This is a genomic window from Xanthomonas cissicola (genome assembly GCF_008801575.1).
Lineage (GTDB): Bacteria > Pseudomonadota > Gammaproteobacteria > Xanthomonadales > Xanthomonadaceae > Xanthomonas > Xanthomonas cissicola.
Genome location: NZ_VZPL01000083.1, coordinates 1 through 15499 on the forward strand (window position 1 = coordinate 1; position 15499 = coordinate 15499).

Below are 15499 nucleotides of genomic sequence, written 5' to 3' on the forward strand. Positions count from 1 at the left end.
AACGCGAACGAAACAACTCATCGGCAGGCAACTGCTCGGCGGCAGGACGGCGTGTACGCATGGGCGAAAACTGCCAGAAACCAGTTCGTAGAGTAACGAAAACTGGCAATTCCAGCACACCTAAAACGCAGGTTAAGCCTTGCAATGGATGCAGCCTGGGGGTTTTTCAGGGGCGACAAGTTAATTGCCTCCATCGACTTAGCTGCAAGACTCACGCAGCAGCCGATGACCGACTGCTCTGGCAATTTTTGACCTACGAGACTTTCTAGCCACTCCTCCAAACCAACGCCTTGGGAACTCATTTCCATCTCCGGGCCATATGCCCAGTGATGTTACACGCGCGTGGGGATCAGTGTTGTGCTGCCCCCAGAAATTTCTCAGCCGCTCGCTTCCATAGTTCTTCGTATTCCTTGTCTAGGCGAAGCGCCAGAACTTTACAGGCACGCGAACGCCATTGCCTCGGAAGCTCTGGAATTGTCCAACTCATCTCAATGCAATTGCTCGTTAAATGCCAAACCTGGTCCCTATGCCCAGTAGACATCCAGCGCATCAATTTTTCACGCTCCTCCTGCGAACACCGCTCATGGACAAGTTCAAATTCGTGCAGCGCCTGCTGGACCGCCATTTCGCTTTGGAGCTTTCGCTTTAAGCACTCATCGATCTCTCGCAAAGAGGCAAATTCAGTCACTTCCCCGGGAATATTAACCGGGGTGAGTCGCCACATAGAGCGGGACCCGTTCGTCTCTTCACGCTTTAAAACCCACCCCAATTTCAGCAGGAACTGTTCTTGGTCTTTTTTGTTCATGATTTCACCTCCCCCACGAAACTAACGCGAGCGCGGGCTTCGTCAAGTGAGCCGTGCGAGTAAGCTATCCTGTTAAAAGGTTATGTCTGAAACGCAGCGCAACTAGCGCCCCATTTGTTCATTGCTAGAGACACGCCAAAATCGATTGCCTAACTGCATTCTTAAGAAATATTAGATTAGGCAAGGATGGATTCATTTATCTCTCGTTCATCTTAATAACGTGAGAAATATCTCACTTTTGATCCTTTTGTTACTTTTAAACACTACAAGCGCATTGATGGTTTCAAGCCCATTTACACAGCTACAATCATTGAAATATATAGCCTTGCGATAAAATATTTTATAAAAGCAAAACTAAAAATATAGCTATTTAAACAACAATTAGCGAGACCACCTTAGACAATCATTGACGCGAAATTTCTATCCTATTTTATCATTGACAGAAAATCCCCTCCCCTTATCAAACGTCTACCTCCTCATCATTGGATCGTAGATGCACTTTAAACACTCCCAACTTCATCAATATTTGCAACAGCCCAAAGGTCAGTTATCCATCCGAAGCATTCGCATCGGCAAAGTCGAATTTACAGATATGGTCGTTCAAGACCGAGCCGGCGCGCTTCACCTTCAGGACCTGGTCCAAGCGACCTACGACCATCATGAAAAGCTGCGACGACTTCGCCGATCCGGAACTCGCTATCCTGAGCCCCTGCCTTTGGCCACCCCGGCGCGACTCCTCTCTGAAGAGGTCGACGACTTCCTCAAAGACAAGGAGCGGCAGAACCTTCGCACCACCACGATCGAGGCCTATCGTCGAACGCTTGCCATCTTGCAGCGTGTGAGTGGCAACACGTCCGTTGCCCGGATTGATCACACGCATATCTACCAGATGTGGGATCTGTTGCGATGGGCACCCGAAGACTTCATGACCGACCCCAAGAATCAGTGGTTGAGCGTCGAAGCCTTGATCGCCAAAGGTCAACGTCTGGGCCGGGCGCAGCCTGCCAATGCCACATTAGAACTGCACCGGCGCTTCCTCGCGTCCTTCTTCAACACCTTAGTCAAAGCACGTGCCATCCCGCACTCGCCGATGGATGCGTTCAAGCCGGCCAGAGAAGAGCTACTGGCTGATCAGGATGAGCCCGAGCGTCTGCTCTCGCAAGAGGAAATTCAGAAGATCTTCAACCCCGAGACCTTCCTGCCTTGGGCCAAGAAGTATCCGCACCGTTGGTGGTGTCCGCTCATTGCCCTTTTCACGGGCGCTCGGATCAATGAGATCGCCCAGCTCAAAGTGGCCGACATCGTGCAAGACCAAGGCGTGTGGTGCTTCTCGATCCAGAAGACCGTGGATGAGGACTTGGCGCAAAGCGCAGGCAAACGCAGCCGGCAAAGCCTCAAGGGCAAGAGCGCCATCCGCAAGGTGCCGATCCACCCAAGCCTCATCCAGACGGGCTTCCTGGACTTCTTGGCCGACATCAAGGCGTCTGGCCACCCGCGCCTCTTTCCTAACCTATCGGCTGGCACCTGCCGCAAGACCGGCGAGCCGAATGGACGCTACAGCCAGGGCTTCGTCAATCAGTTTGCGAAGTATTTGAAGGAGCTTGGCTTTGGCAAAGGCATTGGATCGCATGCGTTCCGCCATACGCTTGCCACAGAGCTGGACGCCAAGGGCGTGCGGGTTGAACACATCGCATTGATCACTGGCCATGCCCTCAACAAGAAGGCGCCCGTTCTGCAGGACAACTACGTGCACAAGTCGGCCGGCAACACCCGGAAGATCCAGGTCGAAGCGCTCGGCCACTATCAGCCGTCTGTGATACTACCGAACTATGTGCGCGGACAGTTCAAGGAGCGATTGAGGAAGGGGGCGAGGATGTATTCATGATCGGCTTTGCGGGATCTAGCCATCACTTGTTCTGAGGGGAGGACCATGTGGAAATCTGAAGTTTTATCGCTACTCATCGCTTTGCTCGCAGTAGTGCAATCTCTTCAAGGCATGTTCGATAGACATCATGCAGAATATTTCCCTCCTCAATTCCGTCACGCTGCTGTCCGATTCTGCTACAGTCAATGCTGTGGAAATTCAATAAAAGAGAGATGGATCGATGGCTTATGGCTACGCACTGATTGTCGATGATAAAAATGCCTCAATCAATGAGGATACCTGGCAAGATTTGATCAAAGCACCTGACTTCTCTTTCAACACAGTCGCAAAAGTAGTTGTTGAGCATGTGAGAAGCGGTGGCAGCTTCTCAATCATATCCATCGAAGATGTGGTGATGAGGCGCTTTGATCGGGTGGCGGAGCTAGAAAGCTTCTTGGCAGAGGCTAAGCTAGGGCGCCATCAGTCCTAGGCTTTGTCGCCTAGCCTTGGCATTTGCGCTGATAGTTTGCAAGACGACCGGCAACGGTAAACATGGACTCGATATGCCAACCATCCCAGATGTTCAGATCCGCCTGCCTTTCCTGCTGAATGCGCTAACGTTGCATTTGGTGGAAGCGCTCTTGCAAATGGGCCTAAGCCCAGACCACATCGCTGTGATCCTGATTGAGCTTTGCAGGCGCGGTGAATCCAGCGGGCAAGACGCCATGGATCACCCTCGACTCAGCGCCGCAATTCTCAATGCCAAAGCTGCTTCAAAGGCGCTCACTGAGGAAGTAGAAAAGTTCTATCAGAAGCTCAACTCGATGTATAGCGTCTCAATCCTCTGGGAAAACGTGGCAAATTGGATAAAAGAAATCGACAGCTCTCTTTCCGAAGAATTTATGATGCGTATCTACGAAGATTTCCGAAACGGCAAAATTACAAACAAAAGCCAGCTTTCGAGTGCTATCGAAGGACTTCGCAACCAAGCGGTGGGCCAGCTGTCGCAGCAAAGCTATGGTCAGCGATAAACTTGAAGTGCATTAGGAACACGCTCCCATAGCGAAAATCGCGGTTCGCCTCCGCCCAACTCAGCAGCCCCCTGACTACTCCAACGTTAAGCGGTGAAAGTTCCAACAGCTCGGACACGTCCACCGGATAAGACGCCTCGTGACCAAACGTATTGAGGAAAATCCGAGCCATTAGCTGAGAATTCTGCTCGTTAGCTGCGATGTATATAAGATAGTTCGCGGCGTCCATGCTTATGCGTCCTCAGCAACAAGGCACACTTCCTCTTTACAGATCCGCACCAGACCAGCTAGCTCTTTTGAAGAGAGATCAGGCCGCCGTCTGTCTGCAAGAACATGGGAGATCAAGGACCAAGCCACGGCAGCCCTGTCATTCCGGAGCCTGCCTAGCTCCCGAAGGTCCACTGGATATCGCCGTCGATCAAAGCAAAGATTTAGCGCTAGACGCGCCATCAATCGCTTCTGTTGCCAATCTTCCTGGATCGTGTTGACATACTGCACATAGTCACTCGGAAACATACGCCCTCCCAAGTCCACCCTAAGGCAAGAAGGAATTTCGTCAATGGCTTCTTGCGGCTTGACGCGACGCTTCCAGTTCAATCTTCCTCAGCGTTCACGAACAATACGGCGACAGTTGGTGCACCGCTGTGCCAGCTGATCTCAGCTACTCATCGATGTTGACCTTAAAGATGTATCTCATGCAGTCGATATCGATCCAGTGAGGTCGTGCAAGGAAACGCACGTCATGGTCTCGCGCTCTTCAAGCATCGTTAGGGAAGGTCTGAACAACGAGGCCTGAGGGTGCGGGATGTCGCGTCGTTCCGAAGAGTGGCGTTCGGATCTTCGGAATTTCGCCATTTCTGGCGCTTTCCGTGGGAATTCCCCGGGATACAGGCGCAGGCTCCCCATAGCAGGCAGTAACTGCTTTCGCTTCATCCACAGGTTTGACAGCGCAAACAAGGTCAGCACGTGTGCGGTGTTCTTGGCCAAGCCGCGATAGCGGACATTGGTTTAGCCGAACTGGCGCTTGGTCACCCGGAATGGATGCTCCACCTTGGCGCGCACGCTGGCCTTGAAGTGTTCCCAACCCTGTTCCCGAGCACGCTCGCGTTTGTTGCCGATGGCTTGCATCGTCGAAGGCCTGGCGGCGATGAAGAATGCAGCCTTACAGGTCTGCAGTTCTTCGCGTTTGTCTGCACCGGCATAGCCGCTGTCGCCAAACACGCTTTCTTCCTTGCCGTGTAGCAATGCGTGCGTCACCGTAACGTCGGCGACATTGGCGGCTGTGCGATGGACATGGTGCACCAGCCCGGAAAATTCATCCACGCCGATGTGCGCCTTCATCCCGAAATAACACTGATTACCTTTTTTGGTCTGATACATCTCAGGGTCGCGCGCGTGATCGGCGTTCTTGGTCGAACTGGGTGCAGCGATCAGCGTCGCATCAACAATTGTGCCGGACCACAGGCTCTGACCCTTGCGTGCCAGATGCGCGTTGACCGCTTCCAGCATCCGCGCGGCAAGGCCATGGGTCTCCAGCAAGCGCCGAAAGTTGAGAATCGTGGTCTCGTCGGGAATGTCGTCCAAGCCACCGAGCTGGGCAAAGCGCCGCAAGGTCGGAATCTCGTGCAGCGCTTCTTCCATCGCCGGATCGCTCAGCGCATACCACTGCTGCAGCAGATGAATGCGCAACATCGTCGCCAGTGCATACGGCTGCCGACCAGGGCGCCCCGACACCGGATAGTGCGGCGCGATCAGACCGAGCAAGTGCTTCCACGGAACCACCTGCTCCATCTCGGCCAGGAAGATCTCCCGGCGAGTCTGCTTGCGCTTGCGCTTGCCCAGGCCCTCAGCGTCACCGAACGTCAGTTGCATGGATCACTCCTCAACATGAGGCGGGTAGTGTCGCGTATCTGTGGTGCGTTGTTCAGAGCTTCCTTAGCACTCCTTAGCGAATTGATAACCTGAAATTTTTAAAGGTCGCCTCCTCCCCGACCCAAGGCAAGCGTTTTCCCTGTCAACTTATGACGGAGCAGGCAGCCTGGGAAATGCTTTGTTTAGATGAATCAAAGGCGGTCTTTATTAATTTAGCTGCAACTTGTCGGCGCAGTATTCTTACCATCTTTCTCTGCTCAACATGCATTTCATTTCCCGAAAGATACATCGAGCCCTCGTAGTGCCTCGACAATACGCCTAAGCGTTGGCTCCTCGAAATCCTCACGATCTTCTTCTTCGTGGGTCCCCTTGTTCAATGACATCCATGCCAATGAATTCGCTCGGACATTGATGATTGCATCCAAGTGATCCCGTCTGGTGATCCAGACTCCGTCCAAGGCGCCAACGCTGACCCCCTTGTTGAGAGCACTCAGTAGAGATTGGACAATGTTGCTCAGATCCGTAGGCGCGCCGGGACGTCGCGTCTTTAGCGAGAGCTCTCCCAGACTAGGGGCAACATCGGCTAATTTCTTCCAAACCCGTGTAACTAAACTTTCAAGCGCCTGGCGTGAGCACGAAAGCGCCGCACGCGAATCAAAGTCATCGATATGCGATTCAGCACGCTCGATATAGTTGCGTGTATTGCCTCCCGAGACTACGGGATGGTGGTCACCCTGATGATGACGCAAGACGTAAAGTGGCGCGCCCTTCGTGTGATTGTTAAAGATGTCCTTGATGAACTCAGGGCTATGGCATGTGATGATGAGCTGCTTTTCCTTCAATGCCGAATGGCCAAACAGCGTCATACGAATGCCCTCCCGGTGTTCGTGATCGATGGCGTTGACGGCATCGTCAAGCAGGACTGCCGGGAGTTTAAGCTTGATGTTCTGGGCCAATAGGATCGAAAGACCCAGACACCGAAGATGTCCTTCGCTCAAGATCGCCAAGGCATTATGGAAGCGATCCGGCTCGCAAGCGAATGCGATTTCAAGCGGCGCACCGCCCCTTAGTGGAAGGCGCAGCGTATGGATCAAGTCATCAGCGTGGTCATGCGCATTGAAACTATTGTAAAGGTCTACCGTGATCTCATTGAGATCAGCCATTAGCTGCTCAGGAAGAGTTGCCAGATATGTCCTCAATAAGCCTAAGAAGGACTCATAGGCCTCTTTGACTTGCACTTCAACACCATGGGCTACTGCTTCGGCCGACACCTCCACTACTAGTCCGGCAGTTTGAGTGGCAAACGCCGCAACCCGCTCCTTAGCTGACGCGACATCTGCGTCGAAGTGGCTCTGCTGACCCGCAATTTTTGCCAATTGCGTCCTGGCCGTTTGCAGCCTCTCAACCTCTGCCTCTAAGGATTGCCGCTCGGCCCTCTTGACGACAAGACTCTCGTCGAGTCGTTTGAGCTCACGCGCTGCCGTGAGTAGCTGACGCCAACCTTGCCGATCTCCATCTGCTAACAGCTGCTCCGTTGGCGCCAAAGTGCCGATGTTGGGGAGCTTAGCGATATGTTCGATCGCTCGGCGGAGCGCTATGTCTAGCGTGCTTTGGCTTCGGTCCACCTGTCGCTCCAACCGGCTCACTTCTGCTTCAAGTTGGGAGAGTTCACCGAGTGCCGCCAAGCCGGTTGCTGCCCGACCGAAAGGATTGATAGCCACTTGGTCCAGCGGGGTCTCGCACGCCGGGCAGCGATCTGCATGTGCGTCTTGGAGCGCAACGACAGAGTGATACAACTCCCTATACGAGACTTCTTGAGCGCGTGTTGCAAGCGCTCCCTGTGTTGTTTCCAGCTCTCGGGTCAGATCACGGTATGCTCGACGCGAAGCGATCAAGTGCTCAGGACGAATTCCCGTTTCGGCAGCCAAAGGTGTCGCCAAAATCGCACGAATCTCTTGAAGCCGTCCCGGGGTCTGTGCAGTGCCAATTCGCGCTTTCAGACCCAAATAGTCAAGACCAAGCTCAAAAGCGGTGGCCACCTGATTCCGGTGCCTATCAAACTCAGCGTGTGTGGCAGCTTCGGATGCGATCTTGACCTCATCGGCCTGGATCGCAACGCGTCGCTGCGCTAAGTCGGCAGCCTTGGGAAGAGCGAGGTTGAGTTGCCGGTCCAAGTTTCCACCAAAACCCGCCACGAAATCATTGAACGCAGTGAGACCGAACAATGCCGCCAGCATGGACGATGCCTCAGCTGGCCTTCGTGCGCCGATGCGCGCAAATGATTCGATTCGGTTGCGCTCGATGATGATGAACCGATGACGCTCCTCGTCTGGTTGAACCTGGTGCTCTGCACCGTTGCTCTTAGCAATTAATACGGGCAACTGATGACGGCCTTCATGGGCATTGTCGAAGTAGCGCCGAGAATCCAATGCACGCTCGTCGGCCTCCTCAATGCGTCCGAGAAGTGCAAGTTCAAGCGCTTCACAGAGGCTGCTCTTTCCCGAGCCATTGGCACCCAAGACAAGAACAGTTCGATGATCAAGCTCAAAAACCTCTTGGCGACGGAAACCCCTAAACGGCCCAAGTTGAAGCCTGGACAAGCGTGTCCATCCCAGCTCTGACTGGTCCACTATTGCCGTCTCAGCCCTTTCAGGCAGCGGGCGCACCAGACTGGCACGGATCAAAGGCGTGATGAGCCGAGTGCGCTGACCGCCCGCGTGGGTCGTTCGCGCGATTTGCTCAAGGTTAGCTTCAATCACAGCGCAGATCTTCAAGACTGCTTCGGGCGCCAGCTGATCTCGCGCCCATCTCTCAAACCGAGAAAAATCGTTGTAAAGCGCCATCTTAGCCCCCCATCCCTGAGATTAGGATAGCAATCAAGCAGGCTCGATCTCAATTTCTAGCAGCCAGCCGAGAGCACCCTGCGTGTTTTCAAAGCGCTAAGATGAATAAGGATAGACGCCGTAGGCAGGGGGCCACGTGGCGAGACGCAGGAAAAAGCAAGGCTCAGACCTTACCGTGATCGCATTGGTGATCGCATTAGCGGTCATCGCGATGGTGCCTAAGCAAGTGTGGATTGCCATCGGCATTACTGTTGTGGTCGCTTTCGGGATTTATCTCTTCGTGAAGTGGCAAGCGCAGCAGAAGCCGCCCGCCCCGATCGTGCGTGAGCCCACCCTAGCGGAACTGACGGGAACAAAGAGAGTTCAAAGCAAACCTCGTGGCTCTACAGCCGCTGATCCCGCTGGCGCCAATCGGAAGATCCTCTCTTCCATGCTAGAGGCCGCTCAACCACCGATCGCTCCATCGCCCTCGCAGAGCAACCGGGTTGCCAGCGAGCGCATTGTGGAACCGACTGCAGCGTTGAGCCAATCATTCCCCCCTTCTCAGGTGGCGCCGCCACAGAACTCAGCTCTTGCTGCAAAGGACCGCCCTGGGAACTTGCGGACCGCGATGGCGCACATTGCCGAGCACGGCCCGACGACACCAGTAGCACCACCGACTCCTGCCCCTCCCGGGCAGGCGGAAACGTCTACGATTCTTCTTTCAGGCACACGTGCCGCACTTGAACCGAGCGCTACCGTAAATTCTCAGGGTCGTCCCGTCTCCAGGCAGCCCAGCGGCAATTTGCTTGAAGCAATGCGCGCTGTGGCTGAGCAACCATCAATCAGTCGGCAAGCGAACTCTGCCATTGATGCCGCGCCAGACGCTCCGCGCATCATCGTGCCCACCCCGAGCCGCCCACGCCCAACTGCTTCGCCTAGTCCAAGCGATCTAGGAACAACCAAGACACCAGACGCGCAAACCATCGCCTCGGCACCTATGGAAGCCCCGTCATCACCGCAGCAACTGAACAGCAATCTTCTCGAGGTCATGCGTGCAGTCGCTGCTAAAGCGGCCATACCTCGGCAGGCTCAACCTACGGTCGGCGCCGAACTCGAAGACCAACGCGGGATCGTGCCGATTGCAAGCCAACCAACGCCAACTGCTGAAAGAGTTGAGACGATCCCAGCACTGCCACCTGCATTGCCGCCTATTCCTGTTCCGACGAGCGAGACACAGGTGGTGCCATCAACCCCGCCGCCGTTGCCTGCGGCCTCCCGCACGGAACCGGCGAACGCCACGGACGAACTTCATCGCACCAGCATCGCCGGCAATGCACCTGCAAAGGAATTCTTGGTGCCCAAGCCTCCTGCGGGCTGGGAGAAGACGCGTTGGGTGCAGCCGGGCGAGATCATCGAAATTCGTGAGGTAGAAATCTCAGGTGGGCTGTTCTACGCGGGGATCAATCTCGCTACGCCAACAGGCGGAGATGAACCGAGCTTGGTCAATGGCCGCCTTTCTGTTGCAGCAACTGGCGACTATCGCGAGCCAAGTGGCTATTGGGGAAGCTACGCTGACCTATCTGCCACTGAACGCCGCGCTTACATCAATTGGCTGGCTTCTGATCGATCCGATCCCGAATGCAACAGCACATATGTGCTCCGGTTCCTGTATGGCCTCGAAAGGCGGGTTGTGCTCGATGGCGTCAGAGAGCCCGATTCGAAGCAGGACTGGCCAGTCATCAAAGCAACGCTCAGGCAACTCGATGCCGTTTACGGCAAAGCCGATGGACGAATTCGAAGCTACACCAACAGCTTGCTCGACTGGATGGAACTCGATGACATTGAGGACAAACTTTACACCAAGCCGCTTCCCCGCTTTCAGCGCACCCATGAGCTTCCGTTTTACCTCCGCCTAGCCTTGGGTCAATGCTCCTTGGATCGTGCCCCGGTTCCCGCACCCTTGGCCCTTGCCTGGGCACGCCTCAGCCCAGAAGTATCCATGCGCACTCCTACTGTCCGCTGCGCTGAAGAATTCGATCAGCTCTTCGTTGAGCGCTACCGGGAGCTTTTTGACGCGGGGTTGGTCCTGCCCAAGAACCGCACCAAGCTGAAATTTTCGAGACAAACATTTTCCCCTGCCTTTTATGGCAGCAGCTTCAAACCCAAGACGTTTGGCGAGACACCCGATGTCACAGCGCTCACCGGGCCCATCAAGAAGCTCAACGAAATCGTCCAGCAATGCACGGATGAACTCGGCCCGCTGAGTCGCCTTATCAACAAGAACCCCGAGGCTCGGAATACGTTGGATGGCTTGCTACACCTGCCAACCAGTATTTGGCCTGCCCCGCGCAAAGCAGCGCTCCAATTGCTGGTGGACGAGGTTCAACGCCGTGCGATCACCCTGCCGCTGAGCGAGCTTGCCGATCGCTTCGGCAATGGTGGGGCATCACTCAACCGAGAAAAGATCCGAGACCTTGCCAGGATGCTTGAGGCGGCTCACATCGGAATGGAGCCCAACGTGCTTGAAGGCGCGCGGGCGCCCAGCGACACTGATCCCGTTGTCCTCTTTGCGTTGCTGCCCGGCCAAACCCATCAAGCCCAAAGCAGTGCGTATCAAGTCGCCCTGTTGACCTTGCAACTTGCTTCCACCGTCGCACAGGCTGATGGCGATTTCAGTGCACACGAAATCGAACATCTTGGCCGAGAGATTGATGCATGGAGTCACCTCAGTCCCGCCGACCACAAGCGCCTTCGTGCGCATCTTGTGTGGCTGAGCGTAGCGCCCATCACCCTTGCCTCGCTTAAGAAAAAGCTTGATCCGTTGGATCAACCCACCAAGGAAACAATCGCCGCCTCAATGGCAAGCCTTGCGCAAAGCGACGGTACGGTCTCGCCAGACGAAATGCGCTTCTTGGAGAAGGTTTACAAGACGCTCGGCGTGGAGACCAAGCGTGTCTTTAGTGATGTCCATGCCGTGAGCGCGGGAAGAAGCACCACCAAGGTAGAGCCAGCAAAGCAGTTTCGCCTGGACCCCAAACGTATTGCCGAACTCCAACACGATACCGCCAAGGTCTCTGCCCTCTTGGCTGGCATCTTTACCGAGGATGTGCCTGAGCCCATCATCGAGCCCCAAGCACTGCCGCTCCCCAGTCAAGAAGCTGCTTCTACTCCTGGCCTGTTGGGTTTGGATGAAGCGCATAGCGCACTGCTGCGCCTCATGCTCTCCCGACCCAACTGGACGCGCTCCGAACTGGAAGATGGCGCTTCGGATCTGGAGCTGATGCTCGACGGCGCACTTGAACACATCAATGATGCATCGTTTGATGCTTATGACATCCCATTCTCTGAAGGAGACGATCCGGTGGAGATCAACCCAGAGTTCATCGAGAAAATAGAGCAATGAGCAACCCTATTCGTGCCAAAGATCGTGATGCGGTCATCCAGTCATTGCGTGCAGGTGTTGTGCCTCGTGCGGGTCAGCACCTGATCCAGGTTGGGCGCATTCGCGAAGTCGAAACGTTGGTCAGCGACATTGATCGCTTGGCCGATGGCGGCTCCTCGTTCCGACTGGTCGTTGGCGAATACGGTGCTGGCAAGACCTTCTTCCTCAACCTCGTGCGTGCCATTGCCATGGAGCGCAAGCTTGTTGTGGCGAGTGCGGACCTCAATCCCGATCGGCGTTTGCATGCCTCCGGTGGCCAAGCCCGTTCGCTTTATGCGGAACTGATGCGCAACTTGGCTACCCGCACAAAGCCGGACGGTGGCGCATTGTCAGGAGTGGTTGAAAAATTCATCGCAACCGCTAAGACCGAAGCCAAAGCAAAGGATGTTCCCACCGAGCAAATCATCCGCGCCAAACTTGAGCACCTGACGGAACTCGTTAACGGCTATGACTTCGCTGATGTCATTGCGGCTTATTGCAAGGGCTTTGAACAAGGCAATGAGCAACTCAAATCCGATGCCATTCGCTGGTTGCGTGGCGAGTTCTCCACCAAGACCGATGCCAAAGCTGCGCTGGGTGTGCGCTCAATTGTCGATGATGCCTCGGTCTACGATCAGCTCAAACTGATGGGGCGCTTCGTGCGCCTGGCTGGCTTTAGCGGCCTTCTGGTGTGCCTGGACGAGCTCGTCAATCTCTATAAGCTTGCCAACGCACAGGCACGCAACTCGAACTATGAGCAGATCCTGCGCATGCTCAATGACTCCTTCCAAGGCACGGCAGTGGGCCTTGGCTTCGTGTTGGGTGGCACACCGGAATTCTTGATGGACACCCGGCGCGGTGTTTACAGCTACCAAGCGCTTCAAAGTCGCTTGGCCCAAAACACCTTTGCCAAGGAAGGTCTGGTCGACTTCTCTGGACCTGTAGTGCGACTTTCGAGCCTCACTGCGGAAGACTTCTATGTGCTTTTGACCAAGATCCGTCATGTCTACGCAGGCGGTGATGCGGATAAGTATCTGCTGCCTGACGAAGCAATCCAGCAATTCATGGAGCACTGCGCCAATCGGATTGGTGACAGCTTCTTCCGCACGCCCCGCACTACAATCACGGCGTTCATCAATCTGTTGGCGGTCTTGGAGCAAAACCCTGGCACGGCCTGGCAAACGTTGATCGGCGAGGTTGAGGTTAAAGAAGACCATGGCGGCGACGAAGATCTCGCGGTTCAAGGGGATGACGAATTGGCTTCGTTCAAGCTTTAATCCATGAGCCAGTCGAACGCCTTCTCTCTTCTTTCGCCAGGCATCCAGCGCTACTTGTGGGCAGAGCAATGGGAAGCCCTGCGGGATGTCCAGGAAATGGCCATCCCACTGATCCTGCCTGCCGATCAAGATGTGATCGTGGCTGCTAGCACCGCCTCGGGGAAGACGGAAGCGGCCTTTCTCCCAGCGCTGACGTATCTCGAACAGCAAACCCCAGCAGGTTTGATCGTTTACATCAGCCCCTTGAAGGCCTTGATCAATGATCAATTCGGTCGATTGGAGCGACTGTGCGAAGACCTCGACATTCCGGTGTGGCCGTGGCATGGCGACATCAGCAGCACAAGCAAACAACGCTTCTTCAAGAAACCACATGGCGTCGTTCTGATTACACCAGAGTCGCTGGAAGCGATGCTATGCAATCGAGGCACCTCGGTTGCCGGCATCTTCAAGCACCTTGCCTACTTTGTGATCGACGAGCTACATGCCTTCATCGGCAGCGAGCGCGGCAAACAACTTCAATCCTTGCTGCACCGGATCGATACCGTCGTTGGACGCAAGGTGCCTCGCATTGGGCTATCGGCAACACTGGGTGACATGCAGGCTGCGGCGCGCTTTCTGCGTCCAGCGGGCACCGCCGCGATTGTCGACGCCCCTTCCGATGCGTCAGAACTTCTCCTTATCATCAAAGGCTTTGAAGAACCTGTTCCTCAAAAGGGCGAAGCTGATGACAAGAAGGAGAAGCAAAAACTAGCACCATTGGCTGTGGCCGAGCATTTGTTCAAAACCCTTCGCGGTAGCAACAACTTGGTCTTTCCCAACAGCCGCCGTGAGGTCGAGCGATATACCCACCTGCTCAATGAGCTTTGCGAAAAATCTGGTGTTTCGCGCGAGTTCTGGCCGCACCATGGCAGTCTTTCCAAAGAAATCCGTTACGACACTGAGGCTGCGCTCAAACAAAAGAATCAGCCAGCGACTGCCGTTTGCACCAACACGTTGGAGCTTGGCATCGATATCGGCGCGGTCAAGAGCGTTGCCCAGATTGGCACGCCCCCTACCGTTGCCAGTCTCCGTCAACGCATGGGCAGATCCGGAAGACGCAAAGGTGAAGCTGCGATCTTGCGCGGCTATGTGATTGAAGACGCCATCGACTCGCAAGCGGATCTTCGAACACGCCTGAGGCTCGACACCTTCCAGACTTTGGCCGTAGTCATGCTGCTCACCGAAAAATGGTATGAGCCGCCTGTGGTCAAAGGTGCGCATCTTTCCACCTTCATCCAGCAGCTCCTTTCCGCCATTGCGCAGTATGGCGGCCTGACTGCACCTCAGGCATTCCAGTTGCTGTGCGCCCCCAATGCCCCTTTCAATCAAGTGTCTCGTGATGCATTTGTCGAGCTGTTGCGCCATTTGGGGCAGCACGACATCTTGATCCAAGATGGATCTGGGCTCTTGTTGCACGGACCTGTCGGTGACCGTATCGTCAACCACTACTCGTTCTATGCAGCGTTCACGGTCGACGAAGAATTTCGGATTGTCGCCGCTGGCAAACCGCTTGGCACCCTGCCCGTCTCTCAGATGCTCACGACCGGCCAGCGTATCTTGTTTGGTGGGCGCACCTGGCTGGTCGAGCAAATCGACGAAGCCCAGAAGACGATCTATGTGTCTGCCACCAAGAGTGGCGCGCCACCGTTGTTCAGCGGCGGCGGCGGACGCGTACATACCAAAGTGCGTCAAACCATGCGTGCGATCTATAAGGGAACACTGACGCCGACGTTTGTGGATGCGTGTGCGCAGCGCTTCATCGACGAAGGACGGACCAGCTACCAGCACCACGGCTTGAATGATCAACTTTTCCTGGATCGGGGAAGCGATGTTCTTCTTCTCACTTGGCTGGGCGATGCGGCCAACGATGCAATCGCTTGCTTGCTCAATGCCAGGAACTTCAAAGCTCAGGGTAGCCGACTGGGGGTCGAGATCACGCGGGGTCCGAGTGCCCTTGAGAACATCGAGACAGCGCTCAAGGCGATTGCCGCTGCACCAGCCCCGTCCATTGAAGTGCTATTGGCAGGTGCTAAAAATCTGGCCAGCCAAAAGTGGGACAGTCTGCTTTCGCCTCACCTGCTTCAAGTGTCCTATGCCAGCTCGAACCTCGATATCGATGAAGCAATGGATTGGCTAAGGAAAACCTTCTTGTCCAGCAATTGATCGACCTCGAGAACCATGCGTCATACAGAAATCGTCAAATCAAACCGTCCCATCACGCCACCAGAAGAGCAAGGCAAGTTGCTCTCTAAGCGATCGTGGTCCATCACCCGTTTCGTCGGCAGCCTCGCTGCCATGACAACTCTGGCTGGGGTTGTCCTTCATGGCTGCGGTCATGTCGCATACACCACCTATCTCGATGCAT

The 15499-nt window shown here is 55.1% G+C and carries 8 protein-coding genes and 2 pseudogenes; 7 read left to right on the top strand and 3 right to left on the bottom strand.

Annotated elements, in window-relative coordinates; translation table 11 throughout:
- Positions 1 to 349: 349 nt before the first annotated feature.
- Entirely contained in the window at positions 350 to 805 is a 456-nt protein-coding gene (locus F7R02_RS21645; RefSeq protein WP_078589988.1) for a hypothetical protein, read from the bottom strand.
- A 715-nt stretch (positions 806 to 1520) separates the two neighbouring features.
- On the opposite strand from F7R02_RS21645, the gene F7R02_RS21650 reads away from it, so the two are divergent.
- From F7R02_RS21650 to F7R02_RS21660, 3 genes are all read left to right on the top strand, one after another.
- Positions 1521 to 2690 (top strand): site-specific integrase, encoded by a 1170-nt coding sequence (locus F7R02_RS21650; protein ID WP_078589987.1) that lies wholly within the window; start codon positions 1521 to 1523, stop codon positions 2688 to 2690.
- A gap of 220 nt (positions 2691 to 2910) precedes the next feature.
- Positions 2911 to 3159: a hypothetical protein gene (locus F7R02_RS21655; RefSeq protein WP_078589986.1), complete on the top strand. Its 249-nt coding sequence runs from the start codon at positions 2911 to 2913 to the stop codon at positions 3157 to 3159.
- A 16-nt stretch (positions 3160 to 3175) separates the two neighbouring features.
- Entirely contained in the window at positions 3176 to 3700 is a 525-nt protein-coding gene (locus F7R02_RS21660; protein ID WP_180961353.1) for a hypothetical protein, read from the top strand.
- 888 nt (positions 3701 to 4588) lie between these two features.
- Here the strand turns inward: F7R02_RS21660 and F7R02_RS21665 are convergent.
- Both F7R02_RS21665 and F7R02_RS21670 read right to left on the bottom strand, forming a co-directional pair.
- Positions 4589 to 5572 (bottom strand): annotated as a pseudogene (locus F7R02_RS21665) (IS5 family transposase); the annotation flags it as partial.
- A 269-nt stretch (positions 5573 to 5841) separates the two neighbouring features.
- Positions 5842 to 8415 (bottom strand): AAA family ATPase, encoded by a 2574-nt coding sequence (locus tag F7R02_RS21670; RefSeq protein WP_078589767.1) that lies wholly within the window; start codon positions 8413 to 8415, stop codon positions 5842 to 5844.
- Between the two features lie 175 nt (positions 8416 to 8590).
- Between F7R02_RS21670 and F7R02_RS27015 the strand changes: the two genes are divergently transcribed.
- The 4 genes and pseudogenes from F7R02_RS27015 to F7R02_RS26700 form a co-directional block, all read left to right on the top strand.
- On the top strand, positions 8591 to 11800 hold the full coding sequence (locus F7R02_RS27015) for a tellurite resistance TerB family protein (RefSeq protein WP_235857307.1): 3210 nt from the start codon (positions 8591 to 8593) through the stop codon (positions 11798 to 11800).
- Positions 11797 to 13095 carry an ATP-binding protein gene (locus tag F7R02_RS21680; protein WP_078589765.1) on the top strand — a complete coding sequence of 433 codons (1299 nt, stop codon included), beginning with the start codon at positions 11797 to 11799 and terminating at the stop codon, positions 13093 to 13095. The genes F7R02_RS27015 and F7R02_RS21680 overlap by 4 nt, the downstream gene beginning before the upstream one ends.
- Positions 13096 to 13098: 3 nt before the next feature.
- Positions 13099 to 15297 (top strand): DEAD/DEAH box helicase, encoded by a 2199-nt coding sequence (locus F7R02_RS21685; protein WP_078589764.1) that lies wholly within the window; start codon positions 13099 to 13101, stop codon positions 15295 to 15297.
- A 15-nt stretch (positions 15298 to 15312) separates the two neighbouring features.
- Positions 15313 to 15499, top strand: a pseudogene (locus F7R02_RS26700) (hypothetical protein); the annotation flags it as partial.

Excerpts from the sequence above, each read along its gene's own strand:
- F7R02_RS21655 (WP_078589986.1), top strand. The coding sequence starts at position 2,911 with ATGGCTTATGGCTACGCACTGATTGTCGATGATAAAAATGCCTCAATC.
- F7R02_RS21685 (WP_078589764.1), top strand. The coding sequence starts at position 13,099 with ATGAGCCAGTCGAACGCCTTCTCTCTTCTTTCGCCAGGCATCCAGCGC.
- F7R02_RS21680 (WP_078589765.1), top strand. The coding sequence starts at position 11,797 with ATGAGCAACCCTATTCGTGCCAAAGATCGTGATGCGGTCATCCAGTCA.
- F7R02_RS21670 (WP_078589767.1), bottom strand. The coding sequence starts at position 8,415 with ATGGCGCTTTACAACGATTTTTCTCGGTTTGAGAGATGGGCGCGAGAT.
- F7R02_RS21645 (WP_078589988.1), bottom strand. The coding sequence starts at position 805 with ATGAACAAAAAAGACCAAGAACAGTTCCTGCTGAAATTGGGGTGGGTT.